The 22,783-nt window shown below is 37.2% G+C and carries 21 protein-coding genes, 1 tRNA gene and 1 riboswitch (1 of these 23 running past the window's edge); of the genes, 8 read left to right on the top strand and 14 right to left on the bottom strand.

All coding sequences use genetic code 11. From position 1 onward, the window contains the following. The 7 genes from PCY70_RS07065 to tig all read right to left on the bottom strand — a co-directional run. Positions 1-831 carry the 5' portion of a hypothetical protein gene (locus PCY70_RS07065; RefSeq protein WP_305766807.1) on the bottom strand. 39 nt of this gene lie to the left of the window's left edge, so 831 of the gene's 870 nt are visible here — the first part of the coding sequence; it begins with the start codon at positions 829-831; the stop codon falls past the left edge of the window. Positions 832-875: 44 nt separating this feature from the next. After that, positions 876-1,853, bottom strand: a complete 978-nt coding sequence (locus PCY70_RS07060) for a hypothetical protein (RefSeq protein WP_305766806.1) — start codon at positions 1,851-1,853, stop codon at positions 876-878. Positions 1,854-1,856: 3 nt separating this feature from the next. Further along, positions 1,857-2,447 (bottom strand): ribosome biogenesis GTP-binding protein YihA/YsxC, encoded by a 591-nt coding sequence (yihA, locus tag PCY70_RS07055; RefSeq protein ID WP_305766805.1) that lies wholly within the window; start codon positions 2,445-2,447, stop codon positions 1,857-1,859. Then, positions 2,448-4,094 carry a S16 family serine protease gene (locus tag PCY70_RS07050; RefSeq protein WP_305766804.1) on the bottom strand — a complete coding sequence of 549 codons (1,647 nt, stop codon included), beginning with the start codon at positions 4,092-4,094 and terminating at the stop codon, positions 2,448-2,450. A 90-nt stretch (positions 4,095-4,184) separates the two neighbouring features. Further along, positions 4,185-5,447 carry an ATP-dependent Clp protease ATP-binding subunit ClpX gene (clpX, locus tag PCY70_RS07045; protein ID WP_029488335.1) on the bottom strand — a complete coding sequence of 421 codons (1,263 nt, stop codon included), beginning with the start codon at positions 5,445-5,447 and terminating at the stop codon, positions 4,185-4,187. 27 nt (positions 5,448-5,474) lie between these two features. Next, the gene (clpP, locus tag PCY70_RS07040) at positions 5,475-6,056 is read right to left on the bottom strand and encodes an ATP-dependent Clp endopeptidase proteolytic subunit ClpP (RefSeq protein WP_010168931.1); all 582 of its coding nucleotides are present in this window, start codon (positions 6,054-6,056) and stop codon (positions 5,475-5,477) included. Positions 6,057-6,068: 12 nt separating this feature from the next. After that, a complete protein-coding gene (tig, locus tag PCY70_RS07035; RefSeq protein WP_305766803.1) occupies positions 6,069-7,379 on the bottom strand; it encodes a trigger factor in 1,311 nt (436 codons plus the stop codon). A 297-nt stretch (positions 7,380-7,676) separates the two neighbouring features. Between tig and PCY70_RS07030 the strand changes: the two genes are divergently transcribed. After that, the gene (locus tag PCY70_RS07030) at positions 7,677-8,138 is read left to right on the top strand and encodes a hypothetical protein (RefSeq protein WP_010168935.1); all 462 of its coding nucleotides are present in this window, start codon (positions 7,677-7,679) and stop codon (positions 8,136-8,138) included. 36 nt (positions 8,139-8,174) lie between these two features. Here PCY70_RS07030 and PCY70_RS07025 read toward each other — a convergent pair. Then, positions 8,175-8,247, bottom strand: a tRNA-Thr gene (locus tag PCY70_RS07025). A 154-nt stretch (positions 8,248-8,401) separates the two neighbouring features. On the opposite strand from PCY70_RS07025, the gene PCY70_RS07020 reads away from it, so the two are divergent. After that, complete coding sequence (locus PCY70_RS07020) at positions 8,402-9,565, top strand: M20 metallopeptidase family protein (protein WP_029488336.1); 1,164 nt, start codon at positions 8,402-8,404, stop codon at positions 9,563-9,565. A 41-nt stretch (positions 9,566-9,606) separates the two neighbouring features. Here PCY70_RS07020 and PCY70_RS07015 read toward each other — a convergent pair whose 3' ends face one another. The 4 genes from PCY70_RS07015 to PCY70_RS07000 all read right to left on the bottom strand — a co-directional run bounded on the left by PCY70_RS07015 (position 9,607) and on the right by PCY70_RS07000 (position 11,349). Next, positions 9,607-9,765: a GntT/GntP/DsdX family permease gene (locus PCY70_RS07015; protein WP_305766802.1), complete on the bottom strand. Its 159-nt coding sequence runs from the start codon at positions 9,763-9,765 to the stop codon at positions 9,607-9,609. Beyond that, the gene (locus PCY70_RS07010) at positions 9,758-9,961 is read right to left on the bottom strand and encodes a GntT/GntP/DsdX family permease (RefSeq protein ID WP_305766801.1); all 204 of its coding nucleotides are present in this window, start codon (positions 9,959-9,961) and stop codon (positions 9,758-9,760) included. The genes PCY70_RS07015 and PCY70_RS07010 overlap by 8 nt, the downstream gene beginning before the upstream one ends. Positions 9,962-10,123: 162 nt before the next feature. Beyond that, positions 10,124-10,474, bottom strand: a complete 351-nt coding sequence (locus PCY70_RS07005) for a GntT/GntP/DsdX family permease (RefSeq protein WP_305766800.1) — start codon at positions 10,472-10,474, stop codon at positions 10,124-10,126. A gap of 149 nt (positions 10,475-10,623) precedes the next feature. Continuing rightward, a complete protein-coding gene (locus tag PCY70_RS07000) occupies positions 10,624-11,349 on the bottom strand; it encodes a GntP family permease (protein ID WP_305766799.1) in 726 nt (241 codons plus the stop codon). Between the two features lie 197 nt (positions 11,350-11,546). On the opposite strand from PCY70_RS07000, the gene ilvD reads away from it, so the two are divergent. Both ilvD and PCY70_RS06990 read left to right on the top strand, forming a co-directional pair. Then, entirely contained in the window at positions 11,547-13,262 is a 1,716-nt protein-coding gene (ilvD, locus tag PCY70_RS06995; RefSeq protein WP_305766798.1) for a dihydroxy-acid dehydratase, read from the top strand. Between the two features lie 94 nt (positions 13,263-13,356). Then, positions 13,357-14,940, top strand: a complete 1,584-nt coding sequence (locus PCY70_RS06990) for an ABC-F family ATP-binding cassette domain-containing protein (RefSeq protein ID WP_029488337.1) — start codon at positions 13,357-13,359, stop codon at positions 14,938-14,940. 43 nt (positions 14,941-14,983) lie between these two features. Here the strand turns inward: PCY70_RS06990 and putP (PCY70_RS06985) are convergent, their stop codons facing one another. Both putP (PCY70_RS06985) and putP (PCY70_RS06980) read right to left on the bottom strand, forming a co-directional pair. Continuing rightward, positions 14,984-16,474, bottom strand: coding sequence for a sodium/proline symporter PutP (gene putP / locus PCY70_RS06985; protein ID WP_305766797.1), 1,491 nt, complete (start codon positions 16,472-16,474; stop codon positions 14,984-14,986). A 78-nt stretch (positions 16,475-16,552) separates the two neighbouring features. After that, complete coding sequence (gene putP / locus PCY70_RS06980; RefSeq protein WP_305766796.1) at positions 16,553-18,043, bottom strand: sodium/proline symporter PutP; 1,491 nt, start codon at positions 18,041-18,043, stop codon at positions 16,553-16,555. 158 nt (positions 18,044-18,201) lie between these two features. Here putP (PCY70_RS06980) and PCY70_RS06975 point away from each other — a divergent pair, with 158 nt between their 5' ends. The 4 genes from PCY70_RS06975 (at position 18,202) to PCY70_RS06960 (ending at position 22,783) form a co-directional block, all read left to right on the top strand. Beyond that, entirely contained in the window at positions 18,202-19,647 is a 1,446-nt protein-coding gene (locus PCY70_RS06975) for a sulfatase-like hydrolase/transferase (RefSeq protein ID WP_305766795.1), read from the top strand. Positions 19,648-19,671: 24 nt separating this feature from the next. Next, a riboswitch (cobalamin riboswitch) is annotated at positions 19,672-19,848 on the top strand. A 71-nt stretch (positions 19,849-19,919) separates the two neighbouring features. Then, positions 19,920-20,942 carry an ABC transporter substrate-binding protein gene (locus PCY70_RS06970; protein ID WP_305766794.1) on the top strand — a complete coding sequence of 341 codons (1,023 nt, stop codon included), beginning with the start codon at positions 19,920-19,922 and terminating at the stop codon, positions 20,940-20,942. Between the two features lie 12 nt (positions 20,943-20,954). Continuing rightward, positions 20,955-22,007, top strand: coding sequence for a FecCD family ABC transporter permease (locus tag PCY70_RS06965; RefSeq protein ID WP_305766793.1), 1,053 nt, complete (start codon positions 20,955-20,957; stop codon positions 22,005-22,007). Beyond that, on the top strand, positions 22,007-22,783 hold the full coding sequence (locus PCY70_RS06960; RefSeq protein WP_305766792.1) for an ABC transporter ATP-binding protein: 777 nt from the start codon (positions 22,007-22,009) through the stop codon (positions 22,781-22,783). Before PCY70_RS06965 ends, PCY70_RS06960 begins: the two co-directional genes overlap by 1 nt.

Raw genomic sequence — 22,783 nt, 5'->3', positions numbered from 1 at the left:
ATCAAAAAACCCATACAATAATGGGAATATCGGTGCAATAGGGAGTACAATCAACATCATTATTATTCCTAAAAATTTTGCAACAGGAGTTGTTTTAGCCATAATTACATAAGACATCATTCCCCACATACCTGCAACATAAAACAGTATAAACACTATAAATATTAAATTCATTCCAATTTCACTCAAATACATAATATCTGTATTAAATACCATAATAATTGCCAATAGTATTATCAAAAATATCATTTTGCTCAGCCTAAATGAAAATAATTGATTAATCATGCTATCTTGAGAAACTCTTTTTTGATTAACGCTAACAGTTATAAAAGCAAGTAGTATTGCACTCACAAATAAAGTACTTGGATACATACTTAACATTAATTCTTCTAATCCTAAAGCATATATCTCACTATTCATAGCAACAAACATATTGCTAATCAGCGACCTATACGCCTCATAATAGCTATATCCATAGTATTTCATTAATTCACCCTGAACTAACAATCCACCCCAAATAATCGTCCCTGTTAAAAATATTAATTTCGGATAATTTATTGATTCTTTCTCCTGCTCTTTTATTATACTATACGCTGGCAGGATTATCAACGTAATATATATTACACAGTTTAGTACTGAATTTGACGCAAAATACATAATAAAAGCAATTACAATATCCAACAAAATATATTCTCTTGAAAGTTTAGTCCCTACATGAAATCTTATCAATGGTAACGTTAACAACGGAATAAAAAATATTATTACATTAGTATAGACTGACATAATACCTAAAATTAAATATAAAATTGATATCATTAAGCGAATACGCATTTGTTCCTCCTTTTCTCTAAGCTATGTAATTATAGCATATATAATCAAGTAGGGTAAGTCTTTAATAACAATTGTATAATACAATCACTATTAATTGCTATATTTAATAATTCTTCATTAATCAAATCACCAACCCTAGCAATTAATTCACCTTTGTCATTAACTACATTTTGCAATATTTCTCTACCAAATAATACAAATGGTACTTTTTTATTTTCAACTTCTGTATCTTCTTTTTCTTTATTTTTGGATGTTTTAGATTTTGTTTCTTTTTCTTTATTTTTGGATACTTTAAGTTTCTCCTTATTTTTAAGTTCTATATCTTCTTTTTCTTTATTTTTGGATGCTTTAGGTTTCTCCACCTTATTTTTAAGTTCTATATCTTCTTTTTCTTTATTTTTGGATGCTTTAGGTTTCTCCACCTTATTTTTAAGTTCTATATCTTCTTTTTCTTTATTTTTGGATACTTTAAGTTTCTCCACCTTATTTTTAAGTTCTATATCTTCTTTTTCTTTATTTTTGGATACTTTAAGTTTCTCCACCTTATTTTTAAGTTCTATATCTTCATTTTCGGATGCTTTAGATTTCTCTATCTTATTTTCAAATTCTATATCTTTTTTTTCTTTATTTCTTGATGCTTTAGATTTTTTCACTTTATTTTTAAGCTCTATAGCTTCTATTTCTTCTTTATTTCTAGATTCTTGTTTTTGCTCACTTTGAGGAGCAGTTTTTGAAGATGATATATCTACTAACTTAATTGCCTTTTTTTTCTCTATATGCTCTCTTAAAGTTTGCTCTTGTGTACTTATATTCTCTTTTTCCTTACTCAAACTTAAATTTTCTTCTCTTACATATTCACTCATAGTTTCCAATAAATTTTTAATCGAATCATCAAGATATGGTCTCTCATATTCAACCTTCTCTGAATCACGCTTAACACTCATCTTTTTTCGTTGAGTATTATCCAAATAATTTAAATTAAGTTTTCCAGATTGTAAATAAATATCTTCATTATTTTTCATTAGCTACTCCATTTCTTCAATACTATCAAGTAATTCCCAAATTTCTTCTTTACCTACTTTCGTTGAAGCTGAAAAGGGAATTATTCTGTCAGTAGTTCTTAATTGCAATACACTTTTAATTATAGATATATGTTTCGCAATTTGACTTCTTTTGATTTTATCTACTTTTGTTGCAACAACCAATACATTATCATGAAAAAAAGAAATCCAGTTATACATCAATTTGTCATTTTCTGAAGGAGCATGTCGAATATCTATCAATAAAACAACTTGCTTAAGAGAAGATCTCTTACCCAGATAATCCTCTATAAATTTACCCCAGCTTTCTCTCAAAGTTTTGGATACTTTTGCATATCCATATCCTGGCAAATCTACAAAATTAAATTTATCTTGTATATTATAAAAATTTATTGTTTGTGTTTTTCCAGGCGTTGAACTCGTTCTGGCAAGTGCTTTCCTATTTATTAATACATTTATAAGAGACGATTTTCCAACATTGGACTTTCCAGCAAATGCAATTTCTATCTGATTGTTATCCGGAAATTGTTTCTTATTTCCTGCAGTTATAATTAATTCTGATTTTGTAATATTCATTTAATTCATCCTTTGTTCAAATTTAATTAACTTTTCTAATACCGGCATAGAAAATATTTCTTCTATTATTTCTTGTATATTATTAACAGGATATATATCTATATCATAGTCATTATAAAGTGTACTAATGTTTTCTTCTGGGATAAATATTTTTTTTGCTCCCGCATCTATTGCCGCTTGTATTTTGTTACTGACTCCTCCCACCGGATATACTTCTCCGTATATTGTCAACTCTCCTGTAAAAACAATATTCGAATTTATCGGTTTTTTAAAAAGCACAGAGTATATAACACAAAATATGGCTATCCCAGCAGAAGAACCATCAGTTGGAGTACTGTTAGGAAAAGTAAGATGAATATAATAATCTTCTATGGGTATATCAAACATGGTTTTAAAAATAGTAAGTACAGTATCCAAAGAAGATTTTGCCATACTTGTTCGCTTTACAGAACTGTTACTTTTTTGAATTTCTTCTTCTTCTACTATCCCTGAAATTTTTATACTTCCTCTACCTTTTTCCACTTTTTGCATTATACATTGAATAAGTAGTATTCCACTACTGCCATTCTCTGTTACATACAGTCCATTAACTTTTCCAATTTGCATTCTACTTTGTATTTGTTTAGGTCTCAAAGAGACATATCCACCAGATTTAATAACCCACTCCACATCTTTTTTGGTAACACTTTCTTGATTTGACAGTGCCACCTTATTCATCGCCATTTGCAAAATTGATATCGCATCCCGTCCATTATTTACATGTTCTGCAATTGTTTCTGCTACACCATTTTCTACCCTAATATATTCTCTAGCTATTATTCTTCTAATTATTTCCACTATATGAGCATACTTTAAATCTTGAAATGAAATCTCTATACATCTCGAACGCAACGCAGGAGGAATTTCACTTTTATCTCTTGTAGTTGCTCCTATCAGTCTAAAATCTGCTGGCAATCCATTTTGAAAAATATCGTGTATATGTCTAGGAATATTCTTATCCTTTTCATTATAATAAATACTATCAAAATTAACTTTTCTATCTTCTAATACTTTCAATAACTTATTCATTTGAATAGAATGTAACTCACCTATTTCATCAATAAATAATACTCCCCCATGTGCTTTTGTAACAGCTCCTTCTTTTGGATTTGGTATTCCCGCACTTCCATAATTACCGGCACCTTGATATATGGGGTCATGAACTGAACCAATCAATGGATCTGCCACACTTTTTTCATCAAATCTAAGAGTCGTTGCATCTATTTCTACAAACTTTGCATCTCTAGTAAACGGTGAATTTGGCTGCGCTTTCGCAATATCCAATGCAATTCTCGATGCTGCAGTTTTTCCAACTCCGGGACTTCCATAAATAATTATATGTTGTGGATTTTTCGAACATAAGGCCGCTTTTAATGCCAACAACGCATCATCTTGCCCTACTATATCTTCTTCACTTCTAGGACGCATTTTTTCTGTTAACGGCTCTCTCAGACTAATTTTTCTCATTTGTTGCAATTCTCTATATTTAATATTTTCAGCTTCATATGTTATAGGTGTGGATACTCTATTATTTGCAAATTGTGTAAACAAATATATCCCAACTATACCTGTAAAAATTAATTGGGTTCCTATTATAAGACTTTCCATAAATACAATTCCTCCTTCAATACAAGGAGTATTGCCTAAAAAATTAGGTTTAAAACACTAATCAAAAAAAAGACACGTCAAATCCGTGTCTTATACTGGGCCTAAGGTTTTGTTCTTTGAAGTTTTATAAATTAATTCCGGCTCTGCACCATCAATAACTGCTTCCGATATAATAACCTTATCTAAGGTATCACTCATAGACGGAATTTCAAACATAATGTCTCTCATAACATTTTCTAGTATTGACCGAAGACCTCTAGCACCTGTTTGTCGATCAATTGCTAATTTTGCAACTTTTGCTAATGCTTCTATTGTAAACTCTAATTTAACATCATCAAATTTAAATAGTTTTGCATATTGCTTAATAATTGCATTTTTAGGCTCAGTTAAAATTCGTCTAAGCGCTTCTTCGTCCAAATTTTCTAAAGTAACAATGGCAGGAACACGCCCTACAAATTCTGGTATTAATCCAAATTTTAATAAATCTTGTGGCTCTAATTTTTTTAAAAGCTCACCAATACTTTTTTCCTTTTTACTAACTACTGTCGCTCCGAATCCAATTGTTTTTTCACCGGTGCGTTTTTCAATTATTTTATCTATTCCATCAAATGCTCCACCACAAATAAACAATATATTTGTCGTATCTAGTTGCAAAAATTCTTGATGCGGATGTTTTCTTCCACCCTGAGGTGGGATAGATGCAACAGTTCCCTCTAATATTTTTAGCAGAGCCTGCTGCACCCCTTCACCACTCACATCTCGAGTTATTGATGGATTTTCAGACTTTCTTGTAATTTTATCTATTTCATCAATATAAATAATACCAATTTTAGCACGATCAATATCATAGTTGGCAGCTTGAACAAGTTTTAATAAAATATTCTCAACGTCTTCTCCTACATACCCAGCTTCTGTTAGCGTGGTCGCATCTGCTATTGCAAAAGGAACATTAAGCATCTTTGCAAGTGTTTGTGCCAAAAATGTTTTTCCCGAACCAGTAGGTCCTAATAATAAAATATTACTTTTTTGAAGCTCAACTCCATCATTTTTATCTATTACATTATTAATTCTTTTGTAATGATTATATACAGCAACAGCCAAAGCTTTCTTTGCATCTGCTTGACCTATTACATAGTCATCCAATTTTTCCTTAATCATTTTTGGAGTAAGATTTGTTGCAATCTCAAGTTCTATTTCATCGTCTTCTTCGTACTCATCATCGATTATATCTGCACACAAATCTACACATTCATCACAAATATATACATTAGGACCAGCTATTAATTTTTTTACTTGATCTTGTCTCTTTCCACAGAATGAGCATTTAAGCTCATATCCGTCATTTTTTGCCATACTTCACCTCTTTTCTCAGTTTGTTGGCTATAGTTTCTCTATTACTCTATCTATTATACCGTATTCTTTTGCTTCTGCCGCAGTCATATAGTAATCTCTTTCTGTATCTAACGCCACTTTTTCTAAAGTTTGACCAGTGTTTGCTGATAATATTTGATTCATTTTTGCCTTAGTTCTTATTATATGCTCAGCATGAATTTGAATATCTGTCGCTTGCCCTCTTGTTCCTCCGAGAGGCTGATGAATCATAATCTCTGCATTTGGCAATGCTAGACGCTTACCTTTTTGTCCTCCTGCCAATAAAAAGGCTCCCATACTAGCTGCCATACCCATACAAATTGTTGATACGTCTGGCTTAATATATTGCATTGTATCATATATAGCCATTCCATCCACAATTGAACCTCCAGGACTATTAATATATAGCATAATATCTTTATCTGGATCTTCAGCTTCTAAGAATAACAGTTGTGCTACTGTTAGAGAACTGGTAACATGGTTTACTTCATCGCATAATAAAATTATTCTGTCTTTTAATAATCTAGAGTAAATATCATAAGATCGTTCGCCCCTATTAGTTTGCTCCACTACCATAGGAATTGATGGCATTATAATCCCCTCCTAATTTTCATTTTCATTTTCTATAATCTTTGCAGTCTCTACCAATAAGTCAATTGCTTTTTGCATTTTTAAATCATTTTTTATCGATTCTTTATAATTATCATTTATCTTTTCTTTAAACTGATCTATTTCCATACGATATTGAACCGCTCTACGCTCTAATTCTTTCTCAAAATCTTCGTCATTGATTTCTAAATTTTCTTGCTTTACTATTTCTTCTAATATAAGAGTATTTGAAAGTTGCGTTACAGCTTGCTCTCTAAAATTTTCTTTAAATTTGTCACGGTCAATGTCAGTATATTCTAAATATTGATCCAAGTTTATACCTTGTTTTTGCATATTTTGTGCAAATTGTTCAACATTTCTTTCTATTTCTTCATCTACCATTTCTACAGGAAGCTCAAACGTTGCATTTTCCGCAGCCTTTTGCATCACTTTGTTAGTAATTTCATTCTTTCTATTACTTGCTTTAGTTTCGGCTATATTTTTCTTAATATCTTCTTTATATTCATCTAAAGTATCAAACTCAGAAACGTCCGCAACAAAATCATCATTAATTTCAGGAAGCTCTGTATAATATAAATCCTTTATTTTAACTTTAAACATTGCGTCCTTTCCTTTTAAGTCTTCGGCATGATAGTCTTCTGGGAATGTTACATTCACTTCTACTTCATCACCTACATTTTTACCAATCAGTTGATCTTCAAAACCTGGAATAAATGATTTTGAACCAATCACCAATCTATGATTTTCCGCAGAACCATTTTCAAAAGCTTCCCCATCAACAAAACCTTCAAAATCAATAGTCACAATATCTTGAGGTCTAATTTCTCTATCTTCTACTTTAATTTCACGAGCATTTTTGGCAGCTTCTTGCTCAATGTATTCATTGACTTCTTCATCCGTAACATCAAGTTTTTCAGCTTCTATTTCCAAATTTTTATATTCACCCAGAATAATTTGCGGTCTCACTGTTATCGTTGCTTTATAAATACATTTTTCTGTATTCATTTCAACAACTTGAATATCACCGTATTTAAGTCGCGCAACTACCTCAACATTATTTTCTTTGATTGCATTATCCAAAGTTCCATTTATAATATTGTTAGCCGCGTCATCATAGAAAACCTGTGCTCCATACATTTTTTCGATCATGTTTCGAGGTACTTTACCTTTTCGAAATCCTGGAACATTAAATTTGCCTTTCATTTCACTGTATGCCTTATTTAAGGCCCTATCTACTACATCTTTTTCCACTTCAACAGTAAGGCAGATTTTTGAATTTTCTAATTTCTCTAAACTTATTTTCACTTTAATTTCCTCCTTCGAGTAAAAAAACACTCGTTTCTTTAAACATTTTCCCATTATAGCATATACTTTTTTTAAAATCTAGTTATAATTTCAGTTTTTTTTTATCAGGTAATTAAATTTATCTTGACAATTATTCCAGATATTACATATAGTATGTATCAATTTTTTAGTTTATAATCATTATGGAAGATATTATTTTTATTTTTTTCAAATTTATTAAAAACTCAAACCAATTGAATATAGAAAGAGAGGCAAGTGAGGATCAAGTTATTTTTACTCTAAAAGAGAATGTTTTCCTTGCTAAAATTTATGAATAAATTTAGATACACTGATACAACTACTAATTTTTATGAAATATATAAACATTATATACAACCCAAAATACAAAATTTAGATTTGCTGTTAAAAACTACATCGCCCCCATTTGATGTCGATGAAGTAATAGAAGTTCTCGATATTTCTAAGGAGGAATTTTTAAGCATACAAGCTGAACTTGAAATTAAAGAAATAGATAAAAAAACTTTCTTCAAAATTCTTAATAATTCCACGAGTTATATCGGAAACCTTGTAACCAGACAATTTCAATTGGGCACTAGCGGAGTCTATACTCCAGAAAGTATTGCTCATATCTATGCCTTAGACCCTCCCTCGGTACAAAAAGCATTTAATACATTAGGCTATATGAGAGCCACTGACAGAAATTTACATATTGTGTTTAAGCATATTCTTGTTCCAAAATATACCTTTTTATATCAATAAACAAAAAAGAGCCCTTGGGGGCTCTTTTCTTTTTTCAGCTGTTAACGAGAATCGAACTCGTGACCTCTACACTACCAATGTAGTGCACTACCATCTGTGCTATAACAGCTTATCTCAATTATGAGTGCTATTTTAATACAAAAAATAATAATTGTCAAGCCTTTTTTCAAAATCTTATTTATCCAAATCAATTACCCCCTTCTCATTCTCTCTACTCTTATGGTAAACTACTCTCATTAATTCTACCTAAGGAGAAATATAAAATGAATTCCAAACTATTAATCGATGCCAATAAGAATTATATCATAAATTTACGCAGACATTTTCACAAATATCCAGAGCTTAGCAATCAAGAATTTAAAACTTCATTAAAAATTCAAGACGAGCTACACAAATTAAATATCCCATTTCAAATTGTCTCCCCCAATGGGATTGTCGCAACATTAAAAGGCGGCTCTGCTGTTATCGCCCTTCGCGCCGACATCGATGCTTTGCCTATTCAGGAATCTACAAATCTCGAGTTTAAATCTGTTCACGATGGTTGCAGTCATGCTTGTGGTCATGATTCTCATATCGCCATGCTACTCGGCGCCGCAAAAGTTCTTTCCGAAAATCGAGAACTCCTGACTTGCACCGTAAAATTTATCTTTCAGCCTGCAGAAGAAACTATCGATGGTGCGACACAAATTATAGAGTCTGGGCTTATTGATGATGTTGATTGCTTTGTAGGTTTACACATTTTTCCATATATGGATACCGGCAAAATTTCAGTTGATCCAGGCCCTCGATACGCCGCGGCAGACTGGCTCAAAATTAAAGTTATTGGCAAAAGTGGTCATGGTGCTCTGCCTCACTTTACTGTAGATCCAATATATGTTGGTTCGCAAATTGTCACCGGGCTCCAATCCATTGTTAGTCGAGAGTGCGATCCTCTGGAACCTGTTGTCATTAGTATATGCTCTTTTCAGGCCGGAACTGCTGCCGGTAATGTCATATCTCAATCGGCAAAGTTAAGCGGAACCGTTCGAACATTTAATCCTCAACTAAGAAGCGACTTGCCTGCTATAATTGGACGTGTTGCGACTGGCATCGCTGCAGCTCACAAAGCTACTTGCGAAGTCGACTACATCTTTGGTATTCCTGCAACAATTTCAGATCCTCATTGTAGTGAGCTCGGTAAAATCGCTGTTACAAATATTCTTGGAGCATCTGGATTACAATCCCACCCTCCTATGACCGGTGGCGAAGACTTTTCACAATATTTGCAAACCAAACCTGGTCTCTACGCTTTCATTGGATCCAGAAATACAGCTACTCATCACGATTACTCATTGCATCATGAATGTTTCGATTTTGATGAAAATGCCATGCTCAACGGAGCCGCTTTTTATGTAGAATACGTCAACGTTTTTCAAAACTCACTTTAGGTATTTTAAGTTGCTAGTGGTCGATCACATATGGCCACTTTTTATAACCCCGGCAATACATCTTGAAACATCGATAAAATTGATACTATTACCAATATCGTTACTCCAGAAATAAATCCTCCTATAGTCCAAGCTCGTATAGTATCTTTCACATCTATTTTAAAGAAGCGGCTTATGGCCCAAAACCCCGAGTCATTCATTTGGCAATGATAATCCTATCCCTCCCGCGCAAATCGCTATCGCACATAAAATTGGAGACACCGTGCTAGCTACAACGGTAGAACTTAGTATCGCTGCCGTCGTCATTAATGCCACTGTTGTCGAGCCTTGAGCGCAACGTATGATTTGAGCCGTTAAAAAACATAATACTAATATCGGAATGTTAAATTCTACCAAGACAGCTACTCATCACGATTACTCATTGCATCATGAATGTTTCGATTTTGATGAAAATGCCATGCTCAACGGAGCCGCTTTTTATGTAGAATACGTCAACGTTTTTCAAAACTCACTTTAGGTATTTTAGGTTGCTAGTGGTCGATCACATATGGCCACTTTTTATAACCCCGGCAATACATCTTGAAACATCGATAAAATCGATACTATTACCAATATCGTTACTCCAGAAATAAATCCTCCTATAGTCCAAGCTCGTATAGTATCTTTCACATCTATTTTAAAGAAGCGACTTATGGCCCAAAACCCCGAGTCATTTGGCAATGATAATCCTATCCCTCCCGCGCAAATCGCTATCGCACATAAAATTGGAGACACCGTGCTAGCTACAACGGTAGAACTTAGTATCGCTGCCGTCGTCATTAATGCCACTGTTGTCGAGCCTTGAGCGCAACGTATGATTTGAGCCGTTAAAAAACATAATACTAATATCGGAATGTTAAATTCTACCAAGACAGCTACTCATCACGATTACTCATTGCATCATGAATGAATGTTTCGATTTTGATGAAAATGCCATGCTCAACGGAGCTGCTTTTTATGTAGAATACGTCAACGTTTTTCAAAACTCACTTTAGGTATTTTAAGTTGCTAGTGGTCGATCACATATGGCCACTTTTTATAACCCCGGCAATACATCTTGAAACATCGATAAAATCGATACTATTACTAATATCGTTACTCCAGAAATAAATCCTCCTATAGTCCAAGCTCGTATAGTATCGATAATGTCCATAAATTATTCCTCCAACCAACATCCCTATAAACGCACACGCTATTGCATATACAAAAAATACGCCTATTTCAATACCCAGTTCTCCCGCAACAACCAGCGGAGGAGCCGTTGGCAATACTAACGCATATGTACATGTTGTTGCAATGGAAATCGCACACGCATAACATGTCATCGAAATTTTTGTTTTCTTAGACAATACTCTCAGCATCGGCGCAAACATAATATATACCACATCTCCAAAAACCGGAATCCCTGTAATAAATCCCGACAACCCCACTGCCAAAGGCGATTTTTTATCTCCCATTTTATTCAATAAGGTAGTTGCCAAGTTTTCAATGCCCCCAGATTCATACATCAACCTACCTAATATAACTCCAAACCCTGTCACCATCGCTATGCTTCCCAAGGTTCCTCCAAATCCTTCGGTTATCACACCCCCAATATTTGCAAGTGGCATCCCCGCAACAACTGCTGTTACAATTGCTGTCAGTATCAATGCAACAAATGCATTAAGTCGAAACTTCATAATCAAAACTAGCAATACTGCAACAGAAAGTAAAAAAATTAAAACCAATGGTGCTCCTGTTATCATACATCTTTCCCCTCTTTTTTTCAAAATTTTTATTACTTTATAATATACGAAATACATCATATATATTTTTATTATAGCATTAACATTTTACATCGTCTACTTCTTAGTTGTTTTCTTAGTTAGTTTATATACTTGACATCTCATCAACGAAACGTGTATATTTAATCTTTAAAACTATATCAGATAGGAGTTCTAATATGACTAGTCAACAAATACGCAAGATCGCACCAGAAATGGATCCCTTACGCAGAGGCATGGGTTGGTCTACTGCAGATCTATCTAAACCGCAAATTATTGTAGAAAGCACCTTTGGAGATAGCCACCCCGGCAGCGCGCATCTAGATTCTTTTGTTGCCCAAGCAGTCGCTGGCGTTTCAAACAATGGCGGAAAAGCTTCTCGATTCTTTGCCACTGATATATGCGACGGCCAAGCTCAGGGGCACGACGGAATAAATTATTCATTAGTTTCTCGAGATATTTTAGCTGCACTGATCGAAATCCATGCCAATGCCACTCCTTTTGATGCCGGAGTATTTGTTTGCAGTTGTGACAAAGGCGTCCCTGCGCATCTAATGGCCATCGGTAGAATAAATATTCCCGCTATCATTGTAACCGGCGGAGTGATGGATGCGGGTCCCAACTTACTTACTCTCGAGCAAATCGGAATGTATAGTGCCATGGAACAGCGCGGCGAAATTACTGCCGAACAATTTCAATATTACAAAGAGAATGCTTGCCCTTCTTGTGGCGCCTGCTCTTTTATGGGAACTGCGTCTACCATGCAAGTCATGGCCGAAGCACTTGGCCTAATGCTTCCCGGAAGCGCTTTGATGCCTGCTATGTGTTCTGATTTGGTCGACGTTGCGTTTGAAGCAGGCAGACGAGCTGTTGACCTTGCTGCAGCAAATCTAAAGCCTCGAGATATTGTTACCAAAAAATCTTTTGAAAATGCCATTATGGTTCATGCTGCCATTTCGGGTTCCACTAATGCGCTACTTCACTTGCCTGCAATAGCTCGAGAGTTTCAAATCGAATTTGATGCCACAGAAATCGATCGCATTCATCGCAAAGTACCTTTTTTACTCAACATTCGGCCCACTGGCAAATGGCCTGCTCAATATTTTTACTATGCTGGCGGAGTTCCTGCTATTATGGAAGAGATCAAGCATTTACTCAATTTGGATGCCATGACTATCACCGGCAAAACTATCGCAGAAAATTTAATCGAGCTCAAAAATAATGGCTACTACGAAAAATGTTTTAAATATTTGGCAGATACAAATCTTGATCAGCGAGATATTATCTATTCTGCTAGATCTCCAATTGGAGCCCACGGTGCTATTGCAATATTGAAGGGTAACTTGGCTCCGCTCGGTGCCGTCGTTAAACATTCTGCTGTTCCTATCCAAATGCACAAGGCTGTCTTAAAAGCTCGTCCTTATGATAGCGAAGAAGAAGCCATTGCCGCCATTTTAACCAAAGTTATCAATCCCGGCGAAGCTGTTATCATTCGATACGAAGGCCCCAAAGGTGGTGGAATGCCCGAAATGTTTTATACCACAGAAGCAATATCATCGGATCCCGAACTCTCTGCTAGTATAGCATTGCTCACCGATGGCAGATTTTCTGGTGCATCCAAAGGCCCCGTTATAGGCCATATTTCTCCCGAAGCTTCCGAAGGCGGTCCTATCGCATTAGTAGAATATGACGATCTAATAGAAATCGATATTCCCAATAGACTTTTACAAATCGTTGGAATTGCGGGGAAACGTTGTTCTGCTGCAGCAGTCGATGCTATATTAGATCAACGAAAACGTAGTTGGCATCCGCAAGCACCAAAATATACATCTGGTATCTTGAGTTTATTTGCCAAAAACGCTACCTCTCCTATGGAAGGCGGATACATGAAATAGTTATTTTTTAATTATTTGTATAAATTTTGATATTATAGACAAAACTCTAAACTGAGATTATTTTTACAAAGATATTAATTTAAGGAGATTCACAATGCTAACTGTAACTAATTTAAGCCTCCAATTTGGGGCAAGCACACTTTTTAAAGATGTAAATTTAAAGTTTACACCCGGCAATTGCTATGGTGTTATCGGTGCAAACGGTGCTGGAAAGTCCACTTTCTTAAAAATTTTGTCTGGAGATATAGAGCCCACAACTGGCGAAATTATTATTCCTCCTAAAGAAAGATTATCTGTATTGAAGCAAGATCATTTTCAATATGATGACTCCGAGGTTTTGCAAACCGTTGTCCGAGGCAACGAACGCCTTTTCGAAATTATGCAAGAAAAAGACGAGTTATATGCAAAGGAAGATTTTAACGACGATGACGGGATTAAAGCATCCGAGTTGGAAGCGGAGTTTGCAGAGCTTGGGGGATGGGAAGCCGATTCCGAAGCATCTCAGCTATTACAAGGTTTGGGAATTGGCACCGACTTGCATTACTCGCTTATGAAAGATTTAAATGGTGCCGACAAAGTGAAAGTTCTTCTTGCTCAAGCATTATTTGGTCGACCAGATATTTTGCTTCTTGATGAGCCCACTAACCACCTAGATATTCAATCTGTAAATTGGCTCGAAGACTTTTTGCTAGACTTTTTTGGTACTGTAATAGTAGTATCTCATGATAGGCATTTTCTAAATACTGTATGTACTCATATCGTTGATATTGACTATACTAAAATTAAAATGTATGTTGGGAACTACGACTTTTGGTACGATTCTAGCCAGCTATTTCAAAGTCTTCTTAAGGCCCAAAACAAGAAAAAGGATGAAAAAATTAAGGAACTACAGGACTTTATTAAGCGCTTTTCTGCCAATAAATCTAAGTCTAAGCAAGCCACATCCAGGAAAAAAATGTTAGACAAAATCGAGCTAGATGATATGCCGGCCTCTACTAGGCGTTATCCTTTTGTCTCTTTTACCCAGGATCGAGAAGTTGGAAACGAAATATTATCAGTTACCGATCTCTCTAAATCAGTTAATGCCGAAACGCTTCTTCAAAATATTAATTTCAGAGTTAACAAAGGTGACAAAATCGCTATTATCGGCGAAGATGAGCTTGCTATTACGGAATTATTCAAAATTTTGGCAGAAGAAGACACTCCCGATACTGGTGAAGTAAAATATGGCGTTACTGCTTCCTTTTCATACTTCCCTAAAGATAATACCGAGTTTTTTGAAACCAACCTCAGCTTATTAGATTGGTTGCGTCAGTATTCTTCAGATCAATCCGAAACTTATTTGAGAGGCTTCTTAGGACGTATGCTATTTTCTGGTGAAGACAACAAAAAGCCTGCTAATGTTTTATCTGGTGGCGAAAAAGTTCGATGCATGCTATCTCGAATGATGCTTAAAGGTTCCAATATCTTGCTACTCGACCAGCCTACCAACCATCTCGATCTCGAATCTATTACTGCGCTAAACAACGGCTTAATAGCATTCAAAGGCAACGTAATATTTACTTCTCATGATCACCAATTTATTCAAACTGTTGCTAATCGAATTATCGAAATTACCCCAACTGGCATCATTGATAAAGTTATCACATATGATGAATACCTCGAATTAAAGTCTTAATCAAAAAAAGGGCTCCCAATTATAACGGCAGCCCCTTTTTAATTTATTCTTCACACAACGTATATCTATCAAACTCTTCCAAAATTTCTGCAGAAGGTGCTCTATCCAGGTTACTAACTATCACTATCACTGCCAACGATATCAAAAATCCTGGCACAATCTCATATAATCCCCAAATTCCTACACCGTTCATAGCCAATGCCACTTGTTGCCACACGATTGTTGTAACTCCACCTGCGATCACTCCCGCTATTGCTCCTCGTAACGTAGTCCTTCTATAAAATAGCGAGAGCACAACCAACGGCCCGAATGTTGCCCCAAAGCCAGCCCACGCATATGCCACTAGTCCCAGAACACTACTTTCCGGATTCGCTGCAATAGAACACGCCACTATCGCCACAACAATTACAGACCCTCTCCCGATCCACATCAACTGCTTTTCAGAAACATCCTTATTAAAAAATTTATAGAAATCTTCTGTAATGGCAGATGCCGTAACTAGCAACTGCGAATCTGCTGTACTCATTATCGATGCTAACACAGCGCATAGTAATATCCCTCCAAAAAATCCCGGAAACATAGCGGATACCATCTCTATATATACTGTCTCAGACGTTACCGCATCTAGAGGTGTAGTCAAATATGCTCTTCCGACCATTCCTATTAGAGTTGCCGCGACAAGAGCAAAGATTATCCAGACTGTTGCAATCCTTCGCGACTTTTTGATTTCTGCAGGAGATGAGATCCCCATAAATCTAATTAGAATATGCGGCTGACCACAGTATCCCAGCCCCCAGGCCAATAGCGAAATTGTTCCTATAAAAGATAACGTCGATCCATCCGCATTTTTAAATACTGCGAACATATTAGGATTTATATTATTTATCTCTGATACAAAATCCACCGGCCCCCCTAGTTCAAAAATCGCAACAGCTGGTACTATGATTATTGCAAAAAACATCAATATCCCCTGAAAGAAATCTGTCCACGATACTGCAAAAAAACCGCCCGCAAATGTATATGCAATAATTATTACTCCTCCAAATATCAACGACACATGATAACTAAGCCCAAATACCGATGAAAACAGTTTTGCACATGCCACAAAACCAGATGCCGTATAAAATAAGAAGAATATCAATATGAACATGGCGCAAATCATACTTAAGACGCCTTTCTCATCTCTAAATCTATGCGTAAAATAGCTCGGTAGCGTAATACTATCCCCTGCCACTTTTGTATACTGTCGAATCCTTTTCGCAATGATCAGCCAATTTAAATATGTACCCACTCCGAGCCCTACCGCAATCCATCCTGCGGAAAGCCCCGAAAAGTACGCCGCTCCCGGAAGTCCCATCAGCAACCATCCGCTCATGTCTGATGCTTGGGCCGACATCGATGTTACCCACGCCCCAAGCTTTCTTCCTCCCAAAAAATAATCATTTACTGTTGCAGTCTTCTTATAGAAATACCCTCCTATCGCTACCATAAAAGCAATATAAATTACAAACGCAATTATAACTGAATAGTCCATAAAATCCTCCTCTTTGCTATTTTACTTTACCATAGCATATGCAGGATTTTGCAAGTTCAGAATCTTTTTCTTTCATAATTATATGTCGCAATACTTATACGCATCAAATTTTTGCAAAACTTCTAAAGCGGGTTTTTCATCACATCGACTTACTACTACTATTAATATAGCAGAAATTAAAAATCCTGGAATAATTTCATATAAACTTAGTATTTCAACGTTTGGAAATATTTTCGATGCTATCTCCCAAACAGTTACCGTTAATCCACCAGAAACAATTCCCGCAAGCGCTCCTTTGGCTGTCATTCTTCTATAAAATAACGAAAAGATTATGACCGGGCCAAACGTTGCTCCAAATCCTCCCCAAGCATATTCTACCAAAGCCAATACGCTTCTATCTGGATCCGATGCAATAGAGCATCCCATGGCAACAAGTATAATCACCGCCCATCTGCCCATCCACAACACATCTTCATTAGTCGCTTTTTTATTAAAAACTCTATATACATCATAAGTAAAAGTTGAGGCACTCACAAATAGCTGCGAATCTGTCGTGCTCATTATTGCTGCCAAAATTGCACATAGCAAAATTCCGCCCAAAAATCCCGGAAACATAGTTGATACCATTTCTGCATACACCAATTCTGCTGTTGTTTCGCTTAGCGGTGTTTTTAAATATACTCTGCCTGCAATACCAACCACAACTACAGAAATCATCGTCACCACTGTCCACACCATTGCGACTCTTCTCGATATTTTAATTTTACTCGGAGACTCAATCCCCATAAATTGCGCCAAAATATGCGGCTGTCCAAAATATCCAAGCCCCCAGGCCAGCAACGTAATTATTTCTATTACAGATACAGCTTCTCCGTCGATTGTCTCAAACATATTAAACATGGTTGGACTCACATCATTCGCTGCTCGTACAAATTCTGAAAACCCTCCCAAATTCATAACAGCTCCTACCGCAACCACTACAATCGAAAATACTATCAATATTCCCCTAAAACAATTTGCCCACGATATTACCAAAAATCCTCCCGCAAATATATATGCAACAATGACTATCCCCACACATGCCAAACTGTTGTAATAGTTCATATCAAAGACTGTTCCCAACAATTTTGCGCCCGCAACAAACCCCGCAGCTGTATAAAACAAAAAGAATACTAAAATGAATGCCGAAGATATTATCGACAACCATCCCTTCTCATCTTGAAATCTATATCTAAAATAGCTCGGCAATGTTACGCCGTTTCCCGCCACTCTCGTATATTGTCTTAGCCTCTTTGCAATCACCACCCAATTCACATATGTACCTATCACTACTCCTACAACAACCCACGCAGCCGACGCGCCACCAATGTAAATCGCTCCCGGCAATCCCATCAATAGCCAACCACTCATATCGGCAGCTTGTGTTGAAATCGATGTAATGTAGGGTCCAATTTTTCTTTCTCCCAAAAAATACGCATTTACTGTCGTCGCCTTACTATAAAAAAATAATCCTGTCCCTATCATCAATGCAATATATATAATAAATGCAAGCAACACTGAATAATTCATAAGCTACAACCCTCCAATTTTTACCATTTTACTAATTTTACCATATGCTCTTTTTTTTCGCAATATAATATTTAGCAGAATTTCATAGCTATCCTCCCTTCTCCCGCAACAAAATCTATTGTATATTATATATATCAAAAATAGAAAGGAAGTTTAACATGAAACAACCTAATATAATATTTATTTTAACCGATGACCAAGGTGCCTGGGCCATGCGCTGCGCTGGAAATCACGATGTTCAAACACCAAATTTAGACCGACTCGCTGCCAATGGAGTTCGCTTTGAAAATTTTTATTGCGCATCACCAGTATGCTCCGCTGCCCGAGCTTCTATTGTCACCGGCCGAATGCCTTCTGCCCACGGAATTCACGATTGGCTAAACGGCGGAAGCGTCGATACTGCAAAATATCCAAATATGTCATCTCACAAATCATTTGCCAAACCCGACACGGCTATCGAATATCTCGACGGACAACATACCTATATCGAAGAACTCGCAAGCCATGGCTACCGCTGCGCCCTAAGCGGCAAATGGCACCTTGGCAACAACGCCCACCCCAAGCCTGGCTTCGAAAAATGGTTTGCACTCGGGCACGGTGGCTGCAATTACTATGACGCCGACATTTGCGAAAATGGCGAATTTTACCAAAGCACCGAATATGTCACCGATACCATCACCAACCGCGCTCTCGATTTTTTAGCTGAATTTAAAAATGATACTCGACCATTTTACTTAAGTGTTCATTACACTGCTCCTCACACGCCTTGGACACACAGCGAGCATCCAGCCAAATTTATCTCCCAGTACGACAATTGCGACTTCACTTCAACTCCCGAACTTCCCGTTCATCCAAACCAAATCAACACTTGTGCGATAGGCGATACTCCTGCAAAACGACGCTCTTGCCTCACTGGCTATTATGCCGCCATTACCGCGATGGACCACAACGTTGGCAAAATTTTAGACTTCCTCGAAGCTAACGATCTAGCAGATAACACTGTCGTTATGTTCACTGCCGATAACGGAATGAACCTCGGACAACATGGCGTTTGGGGCAAGGGCAATGGCACCTACCCTCCCAATATGTATGACTCTTCTGTAAAGGTTCCGTTTATTATTAGCGCTCCTTTTATCCAAAACTCCAACACAGTTTCTTCTCTAACCGCAAGCCATCTAGACATCTTTCAAACCATTATGGACATCGCTGGCATATCCTACAAAAGCCAACCTCTCCAACCCGGGCACAGCTTTTTTCCGCATCTTGTTGGTTCCAATCAGCAGCATACCAATGTGTTTATGTTTGATGAATATGGTTTCGTTCGCATGATCCGATCCGATCAATTTAAACTCGTATATCGATACAACGATCTAGATTCTGAACTCTATGATTTAGCTGCAGATGCCGACGAGACAACCAATCTCTACGGACAGCCTGAGTATGCGCAAATACAAAACGACTTAACGCACAAGCTTAACGAATGGTTTTCGCAATATACCGACACAAAATTTGATGGGCACTTGCTTCCGCTGACCGGGCGTGGACAATTTGATTGGTGCTTTAATTCCCCCGCTTTTACTCAAGACTTAAAATTTTTTTATTGACAACTAATTAAAAAAATATTACAATGCATTTAACCAATATTTAGTACACGGGAATTTGGTGAAAGTCCAAAACAGCTTCCTCTACTGTATTTGATGAAGCATCGAAAATTTGCCACGCTCTTTCATTTTGCGGAAGGCTTTCGTTGCACGGCTATTGCATATATCATAAGTCAGGATACCTGCTAAATATTTTTGATGGCGAATTTTGGGAAAGAAGATCCGCCTCTTTTTCTATGCCTGCATACACAAAAACAATTAGGAGGACTTTAGCGATGAAACCTATTTTTAAATCCGTTTTATTTTCTGCAATATCGATCTTTTCTACTGCTACCCTAGCCGGATGCGCAACCACATCCCCTGCAGATACTCCCACCACCTCTGCCTCTGGCGACTATTACCCCATCACCATCACCAACTACAACTATGCTGGCGAGGAAGTATCCCTCACATTCAACGAAGCTCCAAATCGCGTACTCGCTATATATCAAGGTTCGATAGAAACTATGATTGCCCTCGGCCTAACCGATCATGTTATCGCATCTTACGGCCTGGACAATGCCATAAAACCTGAGTGGGAAGATGATCTCGCTTTGATGAAGTATAACGAAAATATGTTTTCACCTGATACGGAAACTGTTTTAAGTCTTCAACCCGACCTTATATTTGCATGGGGATCGATATTTTCTGATAAAAAGCTTAAGGATGTTGACTTTTGGCACGACCGAAACATCAATACTTACATAAACTCCAACACCAGAGCCGGCGGACATCCCAGAACTCTCTCTAAAGAATACACCGACATCCTAAATATTGGTAAAATTTTTAACGCAAATGAAGCTGCTACTGCACTAGTAGACTCTATGCAATATGAGATCGAAGCTGCCTTGGACGCGGCTGCCGATATGCCTTCTCAAACTGCATTACTCATCGAATTTTATGAAGGAAATATTACGAATTATGGTGCGACTTCTCTTGGCGGCGATATGATCACTTCATTAGGCGGAACTTTACTTGCTCCAAATCACGGAAATATCTCCAAAGAAGAAATCGTTGCCCTCAATCCCGATGTCATTTTTCTCTGTTACCTCCCGTTTTCTGAGTCCGACACTACCGATGTTGCAACTGAAATCGTACTCAATAAACTTTTACTCGACCCCGCCTTTGCTTCTTTAGATGCTATCAAAAATAATCGAATTCATCCCGTTATGCTAGGCGATATGTATGCTAGCGGCCCTCGCACTCTCGACGGCATCAAAATTTTTTCTGCAGGGTTATATCCAAAAGCCACAAATTAGGGAGACGCTATCATGAAAGAAATTACTTTACTCAAATCAACTTCAGGCTACATTGCATTACTAATCTTCCTCGCTGTATTGCTAGTTACTTCGATTTTAGTTGCTGTTACCATCGGCTCCACCTCTATTCCTATCGAAGATGTCTATCAAGTAATAGTCAACGAACTTAGCTCCCAAATCAATCACAGTGCTATTCGCGATATCATCATTTATATTCGATTGCCTCGCCTTATTTTGGCCATTGCAGTTGGAATGGGTCTCGCCGTTTCTGGAGTTGTCATGCAAGCCGTTGTGCGAAACCCTCTTGCTGATCCATATATTTTGGGTATCTCATCTGGCGCATCTTTGGGTGCTACATCTGCCGCATTGCTCGGCGTCGGCTCAGCTTTTGGTAGCAATTATTTAGGCGTTATGGGGTGCATCGGCGCTTTTGCTGTCTCGATGATGGTTCTTGTATTATCCAATATTGGTGGCAGAAGTAACTCCATCAAATTGCTTCTCTCCGGCATGGCTCTCAGCTCCCTTTGTAGCGCCTTTTCTAGCTTTATCGTATATTTTGCAGATGACAAAGAAGGAATGATGAGCATCACATATTGGCTGATGGGTAGCCTTGCCGGTGCCGAATGGAGTGTCATCGCTGTCGTTTTGCCAATAGTTTTTCTCTGTACAATTTTCTTGTGGTCGCAACATCGAATCCTAAATCTAATGTTGCTTGGAGATGAAGTTGCTGTCACGCTAGGCACCGAATTACATCGGTATCGCAACTTATTTTTATTAATCTCCGCATTGATGATCGGCTTCATAGTTTATGCATCTGGAATGATAGGGTTTGTCGGACTCATTATTCCACATTTTGTTAGATTTTTGGTTGGTACCGATCACAAAAAGCTACTTCCTATTTCTGCACTTGCTGGGGCATTATTATTGGTATGGGCCGATGTATTATCTCGCATCATCATTCCCCAAAACGAGTTGCCGATCGGAATTTTGATATCTATGGTTGGTGCGCCGTGCTTCATTTATTTAATGGCAAAGAAATCATACGGATTTGGAGGTAACAACTAATGAATATTTCAGCTGACAAAGTTGGCGTTACCATCGATGGGCGCAGCATCATAAACAACATCTCTCTAACTGCTAAACCACAACAATTTGTCGGAGTCATCGGCCCAAACGGTAGCGGCAAATCTACTCTGCTAAAGTGCATTTATAGAGTGCTAAAACCTACAAACGGCGCGGTCTTTCTCAATCAAGAATCGCTAAGCTCTCTTTCTGTTAAGCAATCCGCACAGCGTTTGGCTGTCGTCTCTCAACATAATTTTTATAACTTTGATTTCAAAATAGAAGAAGTCGTTTTGATGGGCCGCAATCCGCATAAGCGACGTCTAGAAACTGATACCGCATCAGATTTTCAGATTGTAGATGACTGCCTAAAAAAAGTCGGGATGCATCATTTTAAGGGCCGCAACTTCAATACCCTATCTGGTGGTGAACAACAACGGGTCATTTTGGCTCGTGCCTTAACTCAGCAAACCCCCTGTCTTATATTAGATGAACCCACCAATCACTTAGATATCAAGTATCAGCTGCAGCTATTGGACATAGTAAAAAGCCTCGATATTACGGTGCTTGCAGCCATTCACGATCTAAACATTGCCTCTATGTATTGCGACTATATTTACGCCATGAAAGATGGGCAAATGCTATTATCTGGCACACCCGCCGAAATCATAACGTCCCAAAATATAAAGGATCTATATGAAGTGGATTCGAATGTATGGACCGATCAATCTGGAATGTTGCATATAACATATTATCCGCAGCACCTACAAAAATTATAA

The organism is Candidatus Epulonipiscium viviparus, assembly GCF_030708075.1.
Classification (GTDB): domain Bacteria; phylum Bacillota; class Clostridia; order Lachnospirales; family Cellulosilyticaceae; genus Epulonipiscioides; species Epulonipiscioides viviparus.
This window is presented reverse-complemented; position numbering and strand designations above follow the sequence as displayed.